Source organism: uncultured Aliiroseovarius sp. (genome assembly GCF_947492455.1).
Lineage (GTDB): Bacteria > Pseudomonadota > Alphaproteobacteria > Rhodobacterales > Rhodobacteraceae > Aliiroseovarius.
Map to the genome: position 1 here is coordinate 14,999 of NZ_CANLNB010000007.1, position 20,596 is coordinate 35,594.

Here is a 20,596-nt window from a genome sequence, read left to right on the forward strand (position 1 = left end):
GATGGCAAAACTGGGTAAACGTACCGCTGCCGCTCGCGAAGCCTTCGCCGGCAAAGAAAACCTGAGCGTTGAAGACGCTGTTGCGCTGGTAAAGGGCAACGCTAACGCCAAGTTCGACGAAACCATCGAAATCGCAATGGCGCTGGGTGTTGACACCCGTCACGCTGACCAAATGGTCCGCGGCGTTATCGGCCTGCCGAACGGCACCGGTAAAACCATGCGCGTTGCTGTTTTCGCTCGTGGCCCGAAAGCTGAAGAAGCTCAGGCTGCTGGTGCAGACATCGTTGGTGCAGAAGACCTGATGGAAACCATTCAGGGCGGCACCATCGAATTCGATCGCTGCATTGCCACCCCTGACATGATGCCGATCGTTGGCCGTCTGGGTAAAGTTCTGGGTCCGCGCAACCTGATGCCGAACCCCAAAGTGGGCACCGTGACCATGGACGTCAAAGCGGCTGTTGAAGCTGCCAAGGGCGGCGAAGTTCAGTTCAAGGCTGAAAAAGGTGGCGTGGTTCACGCTGGCCTGGGCAAAGCCTCGTTCGACGAAGCCAAGCTGGTTGAAAACGTGCGCGCCTTCGTGGACGCCGTTCAGAAAGCCAAGCCCTCGGGCGCCAAAGGCACCTACATGAAGAAAATCTCGCTGAGCTCGACCATGGGCCCGGGCGTAACGCTGGACGTGGACAACGCCACAGGTAACTGAGTTTCTTCAGTGTGAATTCAGAAAAGGGCGTCCTGATTGGGCGCCCTTTTTGCATGTGATTTGTGTGCGCATTTTGAGAAGTCTGAATTCTGTGCTAGGGTCGGCTTGTTAAGGCTGCCGGAGTTTCTTGACCGAGCGCCCTGTTAGGGGTTGGAAAACCCCTCGAAACATTCTACATAGACCGAGCATTCCAGCGTGCGATTCGTCGTGCGCTGTTTTGCGTTTCGTCCGAGACGGTGGGTGACGCCGGTGGGCCAAGCTGAAAAGCGACCGCGCGCAAGTGTCATAATTCCTGCCTGAGATGGGAAATGGACAAAAGAATTCTCTCGGCCGCTTGGCCTTGGGGCGATTTTGCGAAGGACCCTTATCGCGGACCCGATTGCCGGGTTTTCCTTGAAAACTCGGTAAAATATGAGCCGGAGGGGTCAAACCCTCCATACTTGGAGTGAAACTGTGGATAGAGCACAAAAAGAAAAAGTGGTCGAGGAACTCGGCCAAATCTTTGAAAGCTCTGGCGTCGTTGTGGTTGCCCACTACGCCGGTCTCACGGTTGCTGAAATGCAGGACCTGCGTTCGCAAATGCGCGAAGCTGGTGGGTCTGTACGCGTTGCCAAGAACAAGCTCGCCAAAATCGCCCTTGAAGGTAAGCCGGCCGCTTCGATCGCCGACTATCTGACGGGTATGACTGTTCTTGCCTATTCCGAAGATCCTGTGGCTGCGGCCAAGGTCATGGATAAGTACGCCAAAGACAACGAGAAGCTCGTGATCCTTGGTGGTGCTATGGGCGAGGACGCTCTGGACCCTGCTGGTGTTAAAGCCGTTGCTGCTATGCCGTCGCGTGAAGAGCTCATTGCTTCGATCGCTGGCTGTATTGGCGCACCTGCTTCGAACATCGCTGGTGCCATTGGCGCGCCTGCTTCGAACATCGCATCCATCTTGTCTACTATTGAAGACAAGGCTGCTTAAGCAATCTGAGACCAGCGGAGCGGATAATCGCCTCACGTTGGAACACATCTAAATACGGAAAGAAGTCAAATGGCTGATCTGAAAAAACTTGCTGAAGAGATCGTGGGTCTGACCCTTCTCGAAGCACAAGAACTGAAAACCATCCTCAAAGACGAGTATGGCATCGAGCCCGCCGCTGGCGGCGCAGTTGTAATGGCAGCTGGCGGCGACGCCGGTGGCGCAGCAGCTGAAGAAAAAACCGAGTTTGACGTTGTTCTGAAGAACGCCGGCGCCTCGAAAATCAACGTGATCAAAGAAGTTCGCGGCATCACCGGTCTTGGCCTGAAAGAAGCCAAAGAGCTGGTTGAAGCTGGCGGCAAGATCAAAGAAGGCGTTGACAAAGCAGAAGCAGAAGACGTGAAAGCCAAGCTGGAAGCAGCTGGCGCAGAAGTCGAACTGGCTTAAGCTTTACGCTTTTGGGCCCACGGTGGCCCACAAAATCAAGGCTGGGCCCGGAGAAAATCCGGGTCCAGCCGAACCTGTCTTGAAGAGGGCCTGAATGCGGGCGTTGTTCTGGGAAAGGTTCAATGGATCGGGAGGGAACCCTTGGGCGGGTTTCCATGAATTGGTTCGAACCCCCGTCTCGGACGAGGTGTCGCCGGCGACCCAACGGTTGGCGCCTCAGTTGAGAAATGAAAGGTAAATACCTTATGGCGCAGACCTATCTTGGCCAGAAACGCTTGCGTAAGTATTACGGCAAAATCCGTGAAGTTCTGGAAATGCCGAACCTGATCGAGGTTCAGAAAAGCTCGTATGATCTTTTCCTGAACTCTGGCGATCAGCCCGAGCCGATGGACGGCGAAGGCATCAATGCTGTTTTCCAGTCGGTTTTCCCGATTAAAGATTTTAACGAAACCTCGATCCTCGAGTTCGTGAAATACGAGCTGGAAGAGCCGAAATTCGACGTTGAAGAATGCCAACAGCGCGACCTGACCTATTCGGCTCCGCTGAAGGTTACCCTGCGTCTGATCGTGTTTGATGTAGACGAAGACACTGGCGCGAAGTCGGTAAAAGACATCAAAGAACAAGACGTGTTCATGGGCGACATGCCCCTGATGACGCCGAACGGCACCTTTGTCGTCAACGGCACCGAGCGCGTGATCGTTTCCCAGATGCACCGTTCGCCGGGCGTGTTCTTTGACCACGACAAGGGCAAGACGCACTCGTCGGGCAAACTGCTGTTCGCTTGCCGCATCATTCCGTACCGTGGCTCGTGGCTGGACTTCGAATTCGACGCCAAAGACATCGTCTTTGCCCGTATCGACCGTCGCCGCAAGCTGCCTGTGACCACCCTGCTGTATGCGCTGGGTCTGGACCAGGAAGGCATCTGTGACGCGTATTACGACACCGTTCAGTTCAAGCTGAAGAAGAACAAAGGTTGGGTCACCAAGTTCTTCCCCGAGCGTGTTGCCGGCACCCGTCCGGTACAGGATCTGATCGACGCCAAAACCGGTGAAGTGATTGCCGAAGCTGGCAAGAAGGTCACCCCGCGCGCCGTCAAGAAGCTGATGGAATCGGGCGAAGTTACCGATCTTCTGGTGCCGTTCGACAGCATCGTTGGTCGTTTTGTCGCCAAAGACATCATCAACGAAGAAACCGGCGCGATCTATGTCGAAGCCGGTGACGAGCTGACGCTTGAGCACGATAAAGACGGCGAGCTGATCGGTGGTTCGCTGAAAGAGCTGCTGGATGCGGGCATCACCGACATCCCGGTTCTGGACATCGACAACGTGAACGTGGGCGCCTACATCCGCAACACGATGGCCGCTGACAAGAACATGGGTCGCGACACCGCGCTGATGGACATCTACCGCGTCATGCGCCCGGGCGAGCCGCCCACGGTCGAAGCTGCGTCGGCCCTGTTCGACACGCTGTTCTTCGACTCAGAGCGTTACGACCTGTCGGCTGTTGGTCGCGTGAAAATGAACATGCGTCTGGCTCTGGATGCGGAAGACACTCAGCGCACCCTGCGTCGCGAAGACATCATCGCCTGTATCAAGGCGCTGGTGGATCTGCGTGATGGCCGTGGCGACGTGGACGACATTGACCACCTGGGCAACCGTCGTGTGCGCTCGGTCGGCGAGCTGATGGAAAACCAGTACCGCGTCGGCCTGCTGCGCATGGAGCGTGCGATCAAGGAACGTATGTCCTCGGTCGAGATCGACACCGTGATGCCGCAAGACCTGATCAACGCGAAGCCGGCTGCTGCCGCTGTTCGCGAGTTCTTCGGCTCGTCGCAGCTGTCGCAGTTCATGGACCAAACCAACCCGCTGTCGGAAGTCACCCACAAACGCCGCCTGTCGGCGCTTGGGCCGGGTGGTCTGACCCGCGAACGTGCTGGCTTCGAGGTGCGTGACGTTCACGCAACTCACTATGGCCGTATGTGTCCGATTGAAACGCCGGAAGGGCCGAACATTGGTCTGATCAACTCGCTGGCCACCTTTGCCCGCGTGAACAAGTACGGCTTCATCGAAACGCCTTATCGTAAGGTTGTGGATGGCAAGGTCACGGACGAAGTGAACTATATGTCCGCCACCGAAGAGATGCGTCACACCGTGGCTCAGGCCAACGCGCATCTGGATGCCGATGGTCGCTTCGAGAACGATCTGGTGAACACCCGTCAGTCGGGCGAATACACCATGGCGCCGCGCGACAACGTTGACCTGATCGACGTATCGCCGAAACAGCTGGTCTCGGTCGCTGCATCGCTGATCCCGTTCCTTGAAAACGACGATGCTAACCGCGCTCTGATGGGCTCGAACATGCAACGTCAGGCTGTGCCGCTGCTGCGTGCCGAGGCTCCGTTCGTGGGCACCGGTATCGAAGGCAAGGTCGCCATCGACTCGGGTGCGGCCATTCAGGCCAAACGCGGCGGTGTGATCGACCAAGTGGACGCAACCCGTATCGTTGTACGCGCCACCGAAGACCTTGGTCTGGGTGATGCGGGCGTAGATATCTACCGTCTGCGCAAGTTCCAGCGCTCGAACCAGAACACCTGCATCAACCAGCGTCCGCTGGTGAAAGTGGGTCAGAAGGTTTCGAAAGGCGAAGTGGTTGCCGATGGTCCGTCGACCGATATGGGTGAACTGGCCTTGGGTAAGAACGTGGTCGTCGCGTTCATGCCGTGGAACGGCTACAACTACGAAGACTCGATCCTGATCTCGGAACGTATTGCACGTGATGACGTCTTCACTTCGGTTCACATCGAAGAGTTCGAAGTCGCTGCTCGTGACACCAAGCTTGGGCCGGAAGAAATCACCCGCGACATTCCGAACGTCGGTGAAGAAGCGCTGCGTAACCTCGATGAGGCTGGCGTTGTGTACATCGGTGCGGACGTAGAACCGGGCGATATTCTGGTCGGTAAGATCACCCCGAAAGGCGAAAGCCCGATGACGCCGGAAGAAAAGCTTCTGCGCGCCATCTTCGGTGAAAAAGCTTCGGACGTTCGCGATACTTCGCTGCGCGTGAAGCCGGGTGACTTCGGTACTGTTGTTGAGGTCCGCGTCTTCAACCGCCACGGCGTTGAGAAAGACGAACGTGCCCTTCAGATCGAGCGTGAAGAGGTCGAAAGCCTTGCCCGCGACCGTGATGACGAGCTGCACATTCTGGAGCGCAACATCTATGCCCGCCTGAAGGACATGATCCTGGGCAAAGTGGCTGTCAAAGGCCCGAAAGGCGTGAAAGCCGGTTCGACCATCTCGGAAGAGCTGCTGGAAGGTCTGTCGCGCGGTCAGTGGTGGCAACTGGCGCTTGAGGACGAAGACGATGCGAAAATCGTTGAAGCCCTGAACGAACAGTTCGAAGCCCAGAAACGTGCGTTGGATGCGCGTTTTGAAGACAAGGTCGAAAAAGTCCGTCGTGGCGACGACCTGCCGCCGGGTGTGATGAAGATGGTCAAAGTCTTCGTTGCCGTGAAGCGTAAGCTTCAGCCGGGCGACAAGATGGCCGGTCGTCACGGGAACAAAGGTGTTATTTCCAAGGTTGTTCCGATGGAAGACATGCCGTTCCTTGCCGATGGTACTCCGGTTGACTTCTGTCTGAACCCGCTGGGCGTTCCGTCGCGTATGAACGTTGGTCAGATCCTTGAAACCCACATGGGTTGGGCCGCACGCGGTCTGGGTCTGAACATCGACGAAGCTCTGGGCGAGTATCGTCGTTCGGGCGACCTGACTCCGGTTCGCGAAGCCATGCGCATCGCCTATGGCGACGATGTCTATGAAGAAGGCATCACCGGCATGGACGAAGACGAGCTGGTAGACGCAGCATCGAACGTCACCCGCGGTGTGCCGATTGCCACCCCGGTCTTCGACGGCGCCAAAGAGGCTGATGTAAACGACGCGCTGACGCGTGCCGGTTTCGACACCTCGGGTCAGTCGGTTCTGTTCGACGGTCGCACCGGTGAGCAGTTCTCGCGCGAAGTTACCGTTGGCGTGAAGTACCTGCTGAAACTGCACCACCTGGTCGACGACAAGATCCACGCGCGTTCGACCGGTCCGTACTCGCTTGTTACCCAGCAGCCGCTGGGTGGTAAGGCGCAGTTCGGTGGTCAGCGCTTCGGTGAGATGGAAGTCTGGGCTCTGGAAGCATATGGCGCGGCATACACGCTGCAAGAGATGCTTACCGTCAAGTCGGATGACGTTGCTGGCCGTACCAAAGTGTACGAGAGCATCGTCAAAGGCGAGGACAACTTCGAAGCCGGTGTACCGGAATCGTTCAACGTTCTTGTCAAAGAAGTCCGCGGCCTCGGCCTCAACATGGAACTCCTGGATGCGGAGGGCGAGGAGTAAGGCGCCCGCCTTACCCCTCCCACCCTTCCCCTGATTAAAGGAAACGCAAAATGAACCAGGAACTGACAACCAACCCGTTCAACCCGCTGGCCGCCCCCAAGGTGTTCGACGAGATCAAAGTCTCGCTCGCCAGCCCGGAACGGATCCTTTCGTGGTCCTATGGCGAAATCAAAAAGCCCGAGACCATCAACTATCGTACCTTCAAGCCCGAGCGTGACGGCCTGTTCTGTGCCCGTATCTTTGGCCCGGTCAAAGATTACGAATGTCTGTGCGGCAAATATAAGCGCATGAAGTATCGCGGCGTTGTCTGCGAGAAATGTGGTGTTGAAGTTACCCTTCAGAAAGTACGCCGCGAGCGTATGGGCCATATCGAGCTGGCAGCCCCTGTCGCTCACATCTGGTTCCTGAAGTCGCTGCCGTCGCGCATCGGCCTCATGCTGGACATGACCCTGCGTGATCTGGAACGCATCCTGTACTTCGAAAACTACGTTGTGATCGAGCCGGGCCTGACGGACCTTCAGTATGGTCAGCTGATGACCGAAGAAGAGTTCATGGACGCCCAGGACACCTATGGCATGGACGCCTTCACCGCCAATATTGGTGCTGAAGCGATCCGCGAAATGCTGTCGGCGATCGATCTGGAAGCCGAAGCCGAGCAGCTGCGCGCTGATCTGGCCGAAGCAACCGGTGAACTGAAGCCCAAGAAGATCATCAAGCGTCTGAAGATCGTTGAGTCGTTCATCGAGTCGGGCAACCGTCCTGAATGGATGATCCTGACCGTGATCCCGGTCATCCCGCCCGAGCTGCGCCCGCTGGTGCCGCTGGATGGTGGCCGTTTCGCGACCTCGGATCTGAACGATCTGTATCGCCGCGTGATCAACCGGAACAACCGTCTGAAGCGTCTGATCGAGCTTCGCGCCCCTGACATCATCGTCCGCAACGAAAAGCGGATGCTGCAGGAATCCGTGGATGCTCTGTTCGACAACGGCCGTCGTGGCCGCGTGATCACCGGCGCCAACAAGCGTCCGCTGAAATCGCTGTCGGACATGCTGAAAGGTAAGCAGGGTCGTTTCCGTCAAAACCTTTTGGGTAAGCGCGTCGACTTCTCGGGCCGTTCGGTCATTGTGACCGGCCCGGAACTGAAGCTGCACCAATGTGGTTTGCCGAAGAAGATGGCGCTGGAGCTGTTCAAGCCGTTCATCTATTCGCGTCTTGAAGCCAAGGGCCTGTCTTCCACCGTGAAGCAAGCCAAGAAACTGGTGGAAAAAGAGCGTCCCGAAGTGTGGGATATCTTGGACGAAGTGATCCGCGAACACCCGGTTATGCTGAACCGTGCACCTACGCTGCACCGTCTTGGCATTCAGGCGTTCGAGCCGGTTCTGATCGAAGGTAAAGCCATCCAGCTGCACCCGCTTGTCTGTTCGGCGTTCAACGCTGACTTCGACGGTGACCAGATGGCTGTGCACGTACCGCTGTCGCTGGAAGCCCAGCTGGAAGCACGCGTCCTGATGATGTCGACGAACAACGTTCTGTCGCCGGCCAACGGCGCACCGATCATCGTTCCGTCGCAGGATATGATCCTTGGCCTTTACTACATCTCGATGGAGCGTGAAGGCATGAAGGGCGAGGGCATGGTGTTCTCGGATGTGGACGAAGTGATCCACGCCTTGGACGCTGGCGAAGTGCACCTGCACGCCAAGGTTCAGGCGCGTCTGCCGCAGATCGATGCCGAAGGCAACGTTGTCATGCAGCGTTTCGAAACCACGCCGGGCCGTATCCGTCTGGGCGCGCTTCTGCCGCAGAACAACAAGGCGCCGTTTAGCCTTGTGAACCGTCTGCTGCGTAAGAAAGAAGTGCAGCAGGTCATCGACACCGTCTACCGTTACTGCGGTCAGAAAGAGTCGGTTATCTTCTGTGACCAGATCATGTCGATGGGCTTCAAAGAAGCGTTCAAGGCTGGCATCTCGTTCGGTAAGGACGACATGGTTATTCCGGACACCAAATGGCCAATCGTGGACGAAACCCGCGATCAGGTTAAAGGGTTCGAACAGCAGTACATGGACGGTCTGATCACGCTGGGCGAGAAGTACAACAAAGTTGTCGACGCCTGGTCGAAGTGTAACGACAAAGTCACCGACGCCATGATGGACACCATCTCGGCGAACAAGCGCGACGAAAATGGCGCCGAAATGGAACCGAACTCGGTTTACATGATGGCCCACTCGGGTGCGCGTGGCTCGGTTACGCAGATGAAACAGCTGGGCGGCATGCGCGGCCTGATGGCCAAGCCTTCGGGTGAGATTATCGAAACGCCGATTATCTCGAACTTTAAAGAAGGCCTGACCGTGCTCGAGTACTTCAACTCGACCCACGGTGCCCGTAAGGGTCTGTCGGATACCGCTCTGAAAACTGCGAACTCGGGTTACCTGACCCGTCGTCTGGTTGACGTGGCACAGGACTGCATCGTGCGCGAGCAGGACTGCGGCACCGAAAACTCGATCACCGCAGAAGCTGCTGTGAACGACGGTGAAGTTGTGGCATCGCTGGCGGAGCGCATTCTGGGTCGTGTTGCGGCCGAGGACGTTCTGGTTCCGGGCACCGAAGAAGTTCTGGTTGCCAAGAACGAGATCATCGACGAACGCAAAGCCGATGCTGTGGAAGAGGCTGGCCTGACCGCCATCCGTATCCGCAGCCCGCTGACCTGTGAAAGCGAAGAAGGCGTCTGCGCCAACTGCTATGGTCGTGACCTGGCCCGCGGTACCAAGGTGAACATCGGTGAAGCTGTCGGCATTATCGCTGCGCAATCGATCGGTGAACCCGGCACGCAGCTGACCATGCGTACGTTCCACATTGGTGGTGTTGCGCAAGGTGGCCAGCAGTCGTTCCAGGAAGCCAACCAAGAAGGCAAGATCGAGTATCGCAACGCGTCGGTACTGGAAAACCGTGACGGCGAAATCGTCGTTATGGGCCGCAACATGGTTATGGCCATCATGGGCGACAACGGTGAAGAGCGTGCTTCGTTCAAGATCGGCTACGGTTCGAAGCTGTTTGTCAAAGACGGTGCCGATGTGGCTCGTGGCGACAAGCTGTTCGAATGGGACCCGTTCACTCTGCCGATCATCGCCGAGAAAGACGGTACCGCGAAGTTCGTTGACCTTGTCAGCGGCATCTCGGTTCGTGACGAAACCGATGACGCAACTGGCATGACACAGAAGATCGTGTCGGACTGGCGTTCGGCGCCGAAAGGCAACGAGCTGAAGCCGGAAGTGATCTTGGTCGCAGAAGATGGCGAGCCGGTCCGCAACGATGCGGGCAACCCGGTTCACTATCCGATGTCGGTTGACGCCATTCTGTCGGTCGAAGACGGTCAAGGCGTGAAAGCTGGTGACGTTGTTGCGCGTATCCCGCGTGAAGGTGCGAAGACGAAAGACATCACCGGTGGTCTGCCGCGTGTTGCTGAACTGTTCGAAGCCCGTCGTCCGAAAGATCACGCGATCATCGCTGAAATCGATGGTTACGTGCGCTTTGGCCGCGACTACAAGAACAAGCGTCGCATCTCGATCGAGCCGGCAGATGAGTCGATGGAAACCGTGGAATACATGGTGCCCAAAGGCAAACACATCCCGGTTGCCGAAGGTGATTTCATCCAGAAGGGTGAATACATCATGGACGGTAACCCGGCGCCGCACGACATCCTGTCCATCATGGGTGTCGAGGCGCTGGCTGACTATATGATCGACGAAGTTCAGGACGTGTATCGTCTGCAGGGCGTGAAGATCAACGACAAGCACATCGAAGTGATCGTGCGCCAGATGCTGCAGAAATGGGAGATCCTGGATTCGGGTGAAACCACGCTGCTGAAAGGCGAGCACGTCGATAAGGCCGAATACATGGCTGCGAACGAAAAAGCCGCCGCCGAAGGGCGTCGTCTGGCCTCGGCCGAGCCGATCCTTCTGGGGATCACCAAGGCTTCGCTGCAGACCCGTTCGTTCATCTCGGCTGCGTCGTTCCAGGAAACCACCCGCGTTCTGACCGAAGCTTCGGTTCAGGGCAAACGCGACAAGCTGGTTGGCCTGAAAGAGAACGTGATCGTGGGTCGTCTGATCCCGGCCGGTACTGGTGGGGCAACCCAGCAGGTTCGCGCCATCGCTCAGAAACGCGACCAGAAGGTGATCGAAGAAGCCCGTGCCGAGGCCGAAGCCGCAGCTGCACTGGCTGCTCCGGTCGAGGACGTGTTTGGCGATGCACCCGAAGACGATCTGGGTCTGGTCGACACCCCGGAAATGGGTGGCGACGAGCAGCCCTGATCGGCACTGACATAAGTTATGGAAAGCCCCGCGTTTTGCGGGGCTTTTCTTTTGGCGATCGTATATTTGACAAACCCGTATATCTCGCGGCACTTGTACTCTGTGCGGTAGCTTAATCGGATAGAGCACGCCCGTCTGCCGGCGGGACAGGAGATCAGAAGCATTTCCCCGAGATGCGGGTTCGAGTCCCGTCCGCACACACCTAATTATCGCCTGCTGGTGTTTTTCGCCCGGCTTTTACTCACCAACTTCTTGAGGCGTTCCTCGAAACGCTTATGGTGTCCGGACGCATTCAAGGAATTTACTCCACCATGCCCTCGGACAATTTCAAAGCCGCCGCGCTGATGACCGGCTCGATGGCCGGCTACACGTTCAATGACGCCTGCATGAAAGTGATGTCGACAACTATGCCGCTAGAGCAGGCGGTGTTCTTGCGCGGTGTTTTGACCTGCGTACTGCTCTACGTTTTGGGGCGCTACCTAGGCACATTGAGGTTCAACCTTACGCGCCGGGAATGGAAGCTGATCGGGTTGCGTTGTGTCGGAGAGATCGGGGCGACTTACTGCTTTTTGACGGCGCTGTTTCACATGCCCATCGCCAATGTCACCGCGATCCTGCAGGTCTTGCCGTTGGTCATCGCACTTGCCGCTTGGGTCTTCCTATCCGAGCCTTTGGGCTGGCGGCGGTTGGCAGCGATCGGTGTGGGCTTCATCGGCGTGCTTTTGATCATCCAACCCGGCGCAGGCTTCTCGGTCTGGTCGCTTTATGCGCTGGCCGCGGTCGGTTTCATCACCTTCCGCGATCTGGTGGTGCGGAAACTGTCGCCCGAAACGCCGTCGATGACCGTGGCAATCATGGCGGCGTTGTCGATCACCATAGGATTTGGTGTCGCATCTGTTGGCGTGGACTGGGCGCCCGTTGATGGCTGGTCGGCGACCATGCTGGGTATGGCGGCTTTCTTTGTTTTCTTGGGTTACCTCTTCTCGGTCATGGTGATGCGCGTCGGGGACATCGCCTTCGCGGCGCCCTTCCGCTATACGGGTCTGATCTGGGCGCTGATCCTTGGGCTGGTCTTGTTCAATGAATGGCCAAACCAACTGACCTTGATCGGCGCAGCGATTGTTGTTGGCACCGGCCTGTTCACCCTGTTTCGTGAGCGCAAAGCTGCGCAGCGCTGAATGGGCAGGGGCAAAGGCCTTGTATTTCAGGGCCTCCTGTTGACAGGCGCATCGACTCCGCTTATACGCGCGAGCATCCAGCTGGGTGTACCCCGGCTATCCAAGTATTGAGGGATCAAGTTCGGGCTACTTTGAAGCACCGATCCTCTGTGAACCAACCGCGACGTTTGCCTCGGAATGGAAACGCTCGCGGGTTTTCGTTTTGCGGGCGCGTGTGGGGCAACCTGTCACAATCCTGTAACGCGAAACAGATTTAACCGCGTGGGGGCTTCCCTGCGTAGACTGAGTTGAGAAACGGGAAAAGAGCCCTATGCCAACGATCCAACAGCTGATCCGCAAGCCGCGTCAGCCCAAAGTCAAGCGTTCCAAGTCGCAGCACCTGGAATCTTGCCCCCAGAAGCGCGGTGTATGTACCCGCGTTTACACCACGACCCCGAAAAAGCCGAACTCGGCTATGCGTAAAGTTGCGAAGGTTCGCCTGACCAACGGTTTCGAGGTTATCTCCTACATCCCCGGTGAAAGCCACAACCTTCAGGAGCACTCGGTGGTTCTGATCCGTGGCGGTCGTGTAAAAGACCTTCCGGGTGTCCGCTACCACATCCTGCGTGGTGTTCTGGATACCCAGGGCGTCAAAGACCGTAAGCAACGTCGTTCGAAATACGGCGCTAAGCGTCCGAAGTAAGGAGAGTCAGATATGTCTCGTCGTCACGCCGCTGAGAAGCGCCAGGTCCTGCCCGATGCCAAATTTGGTGATGTGGTTCTGACCAAATTCATGAACAACCTGATGATCGATGGTAAGAAATCGGTTGCAGAAAAAATCGTTTACAACGCGCTGGATCGCGTTGAAGACAAAGTCAAGCGTGCCCCCGTGGAAGTTTTCCACGAAGCGCTGGACAACGTAAAACCGTCGGTCGAAGTTCGCTCGCGCCGCGTAGGTGGTGCCACCTACCAGGTTCCGGTTGAAGTTCGCCCCGAGCGTCGCGAAGCTCTGGCCATCCGCTGGCTGATCTCGGCTGCTCGTAACCGCAACGAGAACACCATGGAAGAGCGTCTTGCCGGCGAACTTCTGGACGCTGTGAACTCGCGCGGTACTGCCGTTAAGAAACGCGAAGACACTCACAAAATGGCCGACGCGAACAAAGCGTTCAGCCATTACCGCTGGTAACGCCAAGGAAGGACGAACACCATGGCACGCGAATATCCGCTCGAGCTGTACCGCAACTTCGGTATTATGGCTCACATCGACGCAGGTAAAACCACCTGCTCCGAGCGTATCCTGTACTACACCGGCAAATCCCACAACATCGGTGAGGTGCACGATGGTGCAGCCACCATGGACTGGATGGAGCAGGAGCAGGAACGCGGCATCACCATCACCTCGGCTGCGACGACCACTTTCTGGGAACGCACCGAAGACGGTGAAACCGCTCAGACGCCCAAGCACCGCATGAACATCATCGACACCCCCGGCCACGTTGACTTCACCATTGAAGTTGAGCGTTCGCTGGCGGTTCTCGACGGTGCTGTTTGTGTTCTGGACGCCAACGCTGGTGTTGAACCCCAGACCGAAACCGTGTGGCGTCAGGCTGACCGCTACAAGGTTCCGCGCATGGTGTTCGTCAACAAGATGGACAAAATCGGCGCTGACTTCTTCAACTGTGTGAACATGATCGAAGACCGCACCGGCGCACGTGCTGTTCCGGTTGGTATTCCGATCGGCGCAGAGTCGGAGCTGGAAGGCCTGATCGATCTGGTCAACATGGAAGAGTGGCTGTGGCAGGGTGAAGACCTTGGCGCATCGTGGATCAAAGCACCGATCCGTGACAGCCTGTCGGACATGGCCAACGAGTGGCGCGAGAAGATGATCGAAGCCGCCGTCGAGCAAGACGACGACGCGATGGAAGCCTATCTGGAAGGGAACGAGCCCGATGCAGATACCCTGCGCAAACTGCTGCGCAAAGGTACTCTGGCACTGGACTTCGTTCCGGTTCTGGGTGGTTCGGCTTTCAAAAACAAAGGTGTCCAGCCGCTGCTGAACGCTGTGATCGACTATCTGCCCAGCCCGCTGGACGTTGTTGATTACATGGGCTTCAAACCCGGTGACGAAGAAGAAACCCGTGACATCGCCCGCCGTGCGGACGACGACATGGCCTTCTCGGCTCTGGCGTTCAAAATCATGAACGACCCCTTCGTTGGCTCGCTGACCTTCACCCGTATCTACTCGGGCGTTCTGAACAAGGGCGACAGCATCCTGAACTCGACCAAAGGCAAAAAAGAACGCGTTGGTCGTATGATGATGATGCACTCGAACGATCGTGAAGAGATCGAAGAAGCATTCGCAGGCGACATCATCGCGCTGGCCGGTCTGAAAGACACGACCACCGGTGACACCCTGTGTGACGCGAAAGATCCGGTTGTTCTGGAAACCATGACCTTCCCCGATCCGGTTATCGAGATCGCGGTTGAGCCGAAGACCAAAGGCGACCAAGAAAAAATGTCGCAAGGTCTGGCACGTCTGGCTGCTGAAGACCCCTCGTTCCGCGTGGAAACTGACATCGAAAGCGGTCAGACCATCATGAAGGGCATGGGCGAACTTCACCTGGACATCCTGGTGGACCGTCTGAAGCGCGAGTTCAAAGTGGAAGCCAACATCGGTGCCCCGCAGGTTGCTTACCGCGAGACCATCTCGAAAGCGGTCGAGCACACCTACACCCACAAGAAACAGTCGGGTGGTTCGGGTCAGTACGCTGAAGTCAAAATGGAAATCATGCCGACTGAAGCTGGTGAAGGTTATTCGTTCGAAAGCCGCATCGTTGGTGGTGCTGTTCCGAAGGAATACATCCCGGGTGTTGAAAAAGGCATCAACTCGGTTATGGACAGCGGCCCCCTGGCTGGCTTCCCCGTGATCGACTTCAAGGTTGCCCTGAACGACGGTAAATTCCACGACGTTGACTCGTCGGTTCTGGCCTTCGAAATCGCTGCCCGTATGTGTATGCGTGAAGGCATGCGTTTGGCTGGCGCCAAGCTGCTTGAGCCCATCATGAAAGTGGAAGTTATCACGCCCGAGGAATACACCGGTGGCATCATCGGCGACCTGACCTCGCGTCGTGGTCAAGTGGCAGGCCAAGAGCCGCGCGGCAACGCCGTTGCGATCGACGCCAACGTTCCGTTGGCCAACATGTTCGGTTACATCAACACGCTGCGTTCCATGTCTTCGGGCCGTGCGCAGTTCACGATGCAGTTCTCGCACTACGATCCGGTTCCGCAGAACATCTCGGACGAAATTCAGGCGAAATACGCCTAATCGAAATAGCCGGGCAGTGACCCATTGCTGCCCGGCCCCTTAGATTAACAGGAGGCCATTATGGCTAAGGAAAAGTTTGAACGCGGTAAACCGCACGTAAACATCGGCACGATTGGTCACGTTGACCACGGCAAGACCACTCTGACGGCAGCGATCACCAAATTCTTTGGTGACTTCAAAGCCTACGACGAGATCGACGGTGCACCGGAAGAGAAAGCCCGCGGCATCACCATCTCGACCGCACACGTTGAGTACGAGACCGAGAACCGTCACTACGCACACGTTGACTGCCCCGGCCACGCCGACTACGTCAAGAACATGATCACCGGTGCGGCCCAGATGGACGGCGGCATTCTGGTTGTGAACGCAGCTGACGGCCCCATGCCGCAGACCCGCGAGCACATCCTGCTGGCACGTCAGGTTGGTGTACCTGCGCTGGTTGTTTTCATGAACAAAGTTGACCAGGTAGACGACGAAGAGCTGCTCGAGCTGGTTGAGATGGAAGTTCGTGAACTGATGAACGAATACGACTTCCCGGGCGACGACATGCCGATCATCGCTGGTTCGGCTCTGGCCGCTATGGAAGGCAACAACCCGGAAATCGGTGAGAACAAAATCCGCGAGCTGATGGCAGCTGTGGACGAGTACATCCCGACCCCGGATCGTCCGGTTGACGGCGACTTCCTGCTGCCGATCGAAGACGTGTTCTCGATCTCGGGTCGCGGTACTGTTGTAACCGGCCGTGTTGAGCGTGGTGTTGTGAACGTTGGCGACGAGATCGAAATCGTTGGCATCAAGGACACGCAGAAAACCACCTGTACCGGTGTTGAAATGTTCCGCAAGCTGCTGGACCGCGGTGAAGCAGGCGACAACGTTGGTGTTCTGCTGCGCGGTATCGACCGTGACAAAGTTGAGCGTGGCCAGGTTCTGTGTAAGCCGGGTTCGGTTAACCCGCACACCAAGTTCGAAGCCGAGGTCTACATCCTGACCAAGGAAGAAGGCGGCCGTCACACCCCGTTCTTCGCGAACTACCGTCCGCAGTTCTACTTCCGTACCACCGACGTGACCGGTACTGTTGAACTGCCTGCTGGCACCGAGATGGTCATGCCGGGCGACAACCTGAAGTTCAACGTTGAACTGATCGCTCCGATCGCCATGGAAGAAAAGCTGCGCTTCGCGATCCGCGAAGGCGGCCGCACCGTTGGTTCGGGCGTTGTCTCGAAAATCATCGACTAAGAACGCTAAGCGTTCTTAGGGCGACAGGTGAATTGGCCCAGCCAGTTCACCGAGAGCCTGAGAGATAGAAGATCAGAAAAGGGCTGCCGACAGGCGGCCCTTTTTTGCGTTGGGGCGGGCTCTTCTGGTCGCTCCCATTCAATTTCTGCTTGTGCCTCGGCCGCAATTAGATACTAGTTCGTGGATCAATGCGCAGGTATCACTTTGTTTAGTAAGCACATTTTCAACCGTTCACCCTGGTGGCTGTTTGCGATGGTTTTTCTGGGGACCGTTCCCCTATCCATCGGTTTGCTGACCAAGGCCGTCACATCACAGATCGCGATGGAGGAAGTTCGGAAGAACCCACCAACCGAAACAGTGATATTGCAGGATTTCACGCCCGATCAGGTGGTCAATGCCTACGGCGAAACTCGCCTTGAAGGACACTATACAGGAATCGAGGCAGTCATTTCCAAAAGCAAAGCGGACATTCACTATGTCCTTGTCCTTCCCAAAAATGGGATTGGTCCCGGCCTGATCGTTCAGGATCTGGCACTTAATCGTGAGGAGACACTTGGGCAATTGACCTCTCGGCTGCAACCGGACGGGCGTGTGATCCTGTCGGGGTTTGTCCGGGATGATATCGACTGGGAAGACGTGATCCGCGCGGATCTGGAGTACCAGAATATCCATTTTCCGGATCAGCTCTTTCAATTGGACGCTTATTGGGGGTCACGGGATGCGGCGCTGAGGGAATTTCTGGTGGAGCAATGGGGGATGGCGGGCGTGTCAGCTGTCTTGGCCCTGATCCTTGGCTATGCAACGCGGACGCGACACCGCGCGGCCAAACAAAAGAAACTGGAGCGCAAGCGGCGTGCTGAGGCTGCGGCAGAGGCAGCGTGGAACGACAGCCCAATTCAAACCCAAAAAGGATGGTTCGGCTAAGCCGATACGGTCTGTTGCATCGCGCAGGAACCCACATAAGGTGATCAGCGAGTGACATATCCAAGGCCGCCGTTGTTTCACGCCTTTTCTTCTTGCCACCTCACCTATTCCCCCGTATATCGCGCGAGTTCGCATTGTGAATTTGCAATGGGGAAGATTCGGTTATGCCTGATGACGCTCTAGATTCACTTTGGGTTCGACGAGGGTCGGGGGAATGAGCCCCTGATCGTCCTATCAACTCCAAGCCTGAAAGGGCGAATGCTATGCAAAGCCAAAACATTCGTATCCGTCTGAAGGCGTTTGACTATCGTGTGCTGGATGCCTCCACACAGGAAATCGTCAACACCGCCAAACGCACGGGTGCTCAGGTGCGCGGTCCCATTCCGCTGCCCAACAAGATTGAGAAGTTCACGGTTCTTCGTGGTCCTCACATCGACAAGAAATCCCGCGACCAGTTCGAGATCCGCACGCACAAGCGTCTGCTCGACATCGTTGACCCGACCCCGCAGACCGTAGACGCGCTGATGAAGCTCGACCTGGCTGCTGGCGTTGACGTTCAGATCTCGGTCTAAGGAGGGTATCACAGATGCGCTCTGGTATTATCGCGAAAAAAGTGGGCATGACCCGCTTGTTCATGGAAGACGGCAAGCAGATCCCTGTAACCGTTCTTCAACTGGAAAACCTGCAGGTTGTTGCCAACCGCACCGAAGAGACCGACGGTTACACCGCCGTTCAGCTGGGTGCTGGTGACGCAAAAGCCAAACGCACCTCGAAGCCGATGCGCGGCTACTTCGCCAAAGCTGGCGTTGCCCCCAAGCGCAAACTGGTCGAGTTCCGCGTTCCTGCTGAGAACCTGATTGCCGTTGGCGAAGAGATCTCGGCCGAGCACTATGTTGCCGGTCAGAAGGTCGACGTTGCTGGTACTTCGATTGGTAAAGGCTTTGCCGGTGCCATGAAGCGTCACAACTTCGGCGGTCTGCGCGCCACGCACGGTGTTTCGATCAGCCACCGTTCGCACGGTTCGACTGGTCAGTGTCAGGACCCCGGTAAGGTTTTCAAAGGCAAGAAAATGGCCGGCCACATGGGTTCGGTTCGTGTGACCACTCAAAACCTGGAAGTCGTGAAGACCGACGCCGATCGCGGCCTGGTGTTCATCAAGGGCGCTGTCCCCGGCTCGAAAGGTGGCTGGGTCACCGTTAAGGACGCCGTGAAAAAGAAGCTGCCCGAGAACGTCCCGTTCCCGGCTGCTCTGAAATCGGCTGCAACCGAAGCACCGGCTGAAGAAGCCCCTGCGGAAGGTGGTGAAGCATGAAACTTGATGTAATCAAACTTGACGGCGGCAAAGCCGGTTCGGTTGATCTGGACGAGGCCCTGTTCGGCCTTGAGCCGCGCGCAGATATTCTGCACCGTGTGGTCCGCTGGCAGCGCAACAACGCGCAGGCTGGTACCCACAAGGTAAAGACGCGTTCGGAAACTTCCTATTCGACCAAGAAGATCTATCGCCAGAAGGGCACCGGCGGCGCACGTCACGGTGACCGTAACGCACCGATCTTCCGCAAAGGTGGTATCTACAAAGGTCCGACCCCGCGTTCGCACGGCCACGACCTGACCAAGAAATTCCGCAAGCTGGGTCTGAAGCACGCCCTGTCCGCCAAAGCGCAAGCTGGCGAACTGGTTGTGATCGAAGACGCTGCCTCGGAAGGTAAAACCGCCGCACTGGCCAAACAGGTCAAAGACCTGGGCTGGAAACGTGCTCTGGTTATCGACGGTGCCGAGGTGAACGAGAACTTTGCACGTGCTGCAAAGAACATCGAAGGCCTGGACATCCTGCCGACCATGGGCGCCAACGTCTATGACATCCTGAAGCGTGACACCCTGGTGCTCACCAAAGCAGGTGTCGAAGCTCTGGAGGCTCGCCTGAAATGACCGATAAAGCTGCACTCTATGACGTGATCCGCAAGCCGATCATCACCGAAAAAGCCACCATGGCTTCGGAGAACGGCGCCGTGGTTTTCGAAGTCGCTATCGACTCGAACAAGCCGCAGATCAAAGAAGCTGTTGAAGCCCTGTTTGGCGTGAAGGTGAAAGCCGTCAACACGACCATCACCAAGGGTAAAGTCAAGCGCTTCCGCGGTCAGATCGGTAAGCGTAAAGACGTCAAGAAAGCCTATGTGACCCTGGAAGAGGGCAACACGATCGACGTGACCACTGGTCTGTGATCGTCGGCTTGACCCGATAAAGAAAGCCCCCGCCGCAAGGTGGGGGCTTTTTTCGTTTCGATGGGCCTCGGCGTGAAGCTGTTCGGGGCAACACGCGTTTTTGACTCGTGTTACCTGAAACCCTAGGTAGTGTGGGACTATTCGACGAGTGATTCATACTGATACGAGGACTGCTAATGCTAACCCGCCGCCATTTCGTCATCACGACGGCCACGATGTTTTCCGGCCCCATCGCGTCGCCCTTGCTGGCGCAAGAGACCGCGACGGCTGAGGTCACACCTGACCCCGCCGCACCGGTAGAGCCGGTTAAGGTCAAGCGCCGCCCGGTGTCCAACTCGGCCATGTGGAACAGATATGACGCGCGGGTGACGCCTGCGAATTACGATCCCATGACCTCGAACCCGTGGGGTCTGAAGCCGCGCTTTCTGCCGCAAATCGTGCAGGCGAATGACGGGTTGAAGCCCGGTGACATTCACGTGGATGCGGTGGCGCGGTACCTCTATCACATCCGCGATGACGGCACGGCGATGCGCTATGGCGTCGCGATCGGTCGCAGCGGTCTTTACGAGCCCGGTGTCTATACCGTGGGACGCAAAACCAAATGGCCGACCTGGATTCCAACCAAGGACATGATCGAGCGCGAGCCGCACAAGTATAAGAAATACGAAGACGGCATGGACGGAGGCCCGTCGAACCCGCTCGGATCTCGTGCGCTGTATTTGTACGAAGGTCGTCGCGACACCTATCTGCGCATCCACGGCTCGCCGCAGCCACGCTCGATCGGGTCGCGTGCTAGCTCGGGCTGCGTGCGGATGGTCATGGCGCATATTATCGGACTGTATGATCAGGTCGAAACCGGCGTGACCGCGCACCTGTACCCAGCCTGATCCGGATCCCATAAACGAAAACGGGCGGCCCATCTGGCCGCCCGTTTCT

16 protein-coding genes and 1 tRNA gene are annotated in these 20,596 nt (G+C 57.2%); all 17 read left to right on the forward strand.

The features are described from left to right. The first annotated feature begins 1 nt into the window (after window position 1). On the forward strand, window positions 2–700 hold the full coding sequence (gene rplA, locus Q0677_RS14820; RefSeq protein WP_133489710.1) for a 50S ribosomal protein L1: 699 nt from the start codon (window positions 2–4) through the stop codon (window positions 698–700). Window positions 701–1,153: 453 nt separating this feature from the next. Beyond that, the gene (rplJ, locus tag Q0677_RS14825; protein ID WP_298911342.1) at window positions 1,154–1,666 is read left to right on the forward strand and encodes a 50S ribosomal protein L10; all 513 of its coding nucleotides are present in this window, start codon (window positions 1,154–1,156) and stop codon (window positions 1,664–1,666) included. A gap of 69 nt (window positions 1,667–1,735) precedes the next feature. Further along, complete coding sequence (gene rplL / locus Q0677_RS14830) at window positions 1,736–2,110, forward strand: 50S ribosomal protein L7/L12 (RefSeq protein ID WP_133489708.1); 375 nt, start codon at window positions 1,736–1,738, stop codon at window positions 2,108–2,110. Between the two features lie 245 nt (window positions 2,111–2,355). After that, window positions 2,356–6,492, forward strand: a complete 4,137-nt coding sequence (gene rpoB / locus Q0677_RS14835) for a DNA-directed RNA polymerase subunit beta (protein ID WP_298911345.1) — start codon at window positions 2,356–2,358, stop codon at window positions 6,490–6,492. A gap of 50 nt (window positions 6,493–6,542) precedes the next feature. Beyond that, window positions 6,543–10,799 carry a DNA-directed RNA polymerase subunit beta' gene (gene rpoC, locus Q0677_RS14840; RefSeq protein ID WP_298911347.1) on the forward strand — a complete coding sequence of 1,419 codons (4,257 nt, stop codon included), beginning with the start codon at window positions 6,543–6,545 and terminating at the stop codon, window positions 10,797–10,799. A gap of 101 nt (window positions 10,800–10,900) precedes the next feature. Continuing rightward, window positions 10,901–10,999: transfer RNA gene (locus Q0677_RS14845), tRNA-OTHER, on the forward strand. A gap of 111 nt (window positions 11,000–11,110) precedes the next feature. Then, on the forward strand, window positions 11,111–11,977 hold the full coding sequence (locus Q0677_RS14850; RefSeq protein WP_298911349.1) for a DMT family transporter: 867 nt from the start codon (window positions 11,111–11,113) through the stop codon (window positions 11,975–11,977). Between the two features lie 310 nt (window positions 11,978–12,287). Beyond that, on the forward strand, window positions 12,288–12,659 hold the full coding sequence (gene rpsL, locus Q0677_RS14855; RefSeq protein ID WP_008182915.1) for a 30S ribosomal protein S12: 372 nt from the start codon (window positions 12,288–12,290) through the stop codon (window positions 12,657–12,659). A 12-nt stretch (window positions 12,660–12,671) separates the two neighbouring features. Beyond that, window positions 12,672–13,142, forward strand: a complete 471-nt coding sequence (rpsG, locus tag Q0677_RS14860) for a 30S ribosomal protein S7 (protein WP_133489703.1) — start codon at window positions 12,672–12,674, stop codon at window positions 13,140–13,142. A gap of 21 nt (window positions 13,143–13,163) precedes the next feature. Further along, on the forward strand, window positions 13,164–15,281 hold the full coding sequence (fusA, locus tag Q0677_RS14865; RefSeq protein WP_298911352.1) for an elongation factor G: 2,118 nt from the start codon (window positions 13,164–13,166) through the stop codon (window positions 15,279–15,281). Between the two features lie 60 nt (window positions 15,282–15,341). Beyond that, complete coding sequence (tuf, locus tag Q0677_RS14870; RefSeq protein WP_298911354.1) at window positions 15,342–16,517, forward strand: elongation factor Tu; 1,176 nt, start codon at window positions 15,342–15,344, stop codon at window positions 16,515–16,517. Window positions 16,518–16,697: 180 nt separating this feature from the next. Then, a complete protein-coding gene (locus Q0677_RS14875; RefSeq protein ID WP_298911356.1) occupies window positions 16,698–17,441 on the forward strand; it encodes a hypothetical protein in 744 nt (247 codons plus the stop codon). Window positions 17,442–17,704: 263 nt separating this feature from the next. Next, the gene (rpsJ, locus tag Q0677_RS14880; RefSeq protein WP_085868478.1) at window positions 17,705–18,013 is read left to right on the forward strand and encodes a 30S ribosomal protein S10; all 309 of its coding nucleotides are present in this window, start codon (window positions 17,705–17,707) and stop codon (window positions 18,011–18,013) included. A 14-nt stretch (window positions 18,014–18,027) separates the two neighbouring features. Further along, window positions 18,028–18,753, forward strand: coding sequence for a 50S ribosomal protein L3 (rplC, locus tag Q0677_RS14885; protein WP_298911361.1), 726 nt, complete (start codon window positions 18,028–18,030; stop codon window positions 18,751–18,753). Beyond that, complete coding sequence (gene rplD, locus Q0677_RS14890) at window positions 18,750–19,367, forward strand: 50S ribosomal protein L4 (protein WP_163040950.1); 618 nt, start codon at window positions 18,750–18,752, stop codon at window positions 19,365–19,367. Before rplC ends, rplD begins: the two co-directional genes overlap by 4 nt. Beyond that, window positions 19,364–19,660, forward strand: a complete 297-nt coding sequence (locus Q0677_RS14895; protein WP_298911363.1) for a 50S ribosomal protein L23 — start codon at window positions 19,364–19,366, stop codon at window positions 19,658–19,660. Before rplD ends, Q0677_RS14895 begins: the two co-directional genes overlap by 4 nt. A 176-nt stretch (window positions 19,661–19,836) precedes the next feature. Further along, on the forward strand, window positions 19,837–20,547 hold the full coding sequence (locus tag Q0677_RS14900) for a L,D-transpeptidase (RefSeq protein WP_298911365.1): 711 nt from the start codon (window positions 19,837–19,839) through the stop codon (window positions 20,545–20,547). Window positions 20,548–20,596: the final 49 nt, after the last annotated feature.

Excerpts from the sequence above, each read along its gene's own strand:
- rplA (WP_133489710.1), top strand. The coding sequence starts at position 2 with ATGGCAAAACTGGGTAAACGTACCGCTGCCGCTCGCGAAGCCTTCGCC.
- rplL (WP_133489708.1), top strand. The coding sequence starts at position 1,736 with ATGGCTGATCTGAAAAAACTTGCTGAAGAGATCGTGGGTCTGACCCTT.
- rpoB (WP_298911345.1), top strand. The coding sequence starts at position 2,356 with ATGGCGCAGACCTATCTTGGCCAGAAACGCTTGCGTAAGTATTACGGC.
- rpoC (WP_298911347.1), top strand. The coding sequence starts at position 6,543 with ATGAACCAGGAACTGACAACCAACCCGTTCAACCCGCTGGCCGCCCCC.
- Q0677_RS14850 (WP_298911349.1), top strand. The coding sequence starts at position 11,111 with ATGCCCTCGGACAATTTCAAAGCCGCCGCGCTGATGACCGGCTCGATG.
- rpsL (WP_008182915.1), top strand. The coding sequence starts at position 12,288 with ATGCCAACGATCCAACAGCTGATCCGCAAGCCGCGTCAGCCCAAAGTC.
- rpsG (WP_133489703.1), top strand. The coding sequence starts at position 12,672 with ATGTCTCGTCGTCACGCCGCTGAGAAGCGCCAGGTCCTGCCCGATGCC.
- fusA (WP_298911352.1), top strand. The coding sequence starts at position 13,164 with ATGGCACGCGAATATCCGCTCGAGCTGTACCGCAACTTCGGTATTATG.
- tuf (WP_298911354.1), top strand. The coding sequence starts at position 15,342 with ATGGCTAAGGAAAAGTTTGAACGCGGTAAACCGCACGTAAACATCGGC.
- rpsJ (WP_085868478.1), top strand. The coding sequence starts at position 17,705 with ATGCAAAGCCAAAACATTCGTATCCGTCTGAAGGCGTTTGACTATCGT.
- rplC (WP_298911361.1), top strand. The coding sequence starts at position 18,028 with ATGCGCTCTGGTATTATCGCGAAAAAAGTGGGCATGACCCGCTTGTTC.
- rplD (WP_163040950.1), top strand. The coding sequence starts at position 18,750 with ATGAAACTTGATGTAATCAAACTTGACGGCGGCAAAGCCGGTTCGGTT.
- Q0677_RS14895 (WP_298911363.1), top strand. The coding sequence starts at position 19,364 with ATGACCGATAAAGCTGCACTCTATGACGTGATCCGCAAGCCGATCATC.
- Q0677_RS14900 (WP_298911365.1), top strand. The coding sequence starts at position 19,837 with ATGCTAACCCGCCGCCATTTCGTCATCACGACGGCCACGATGTTTTCC.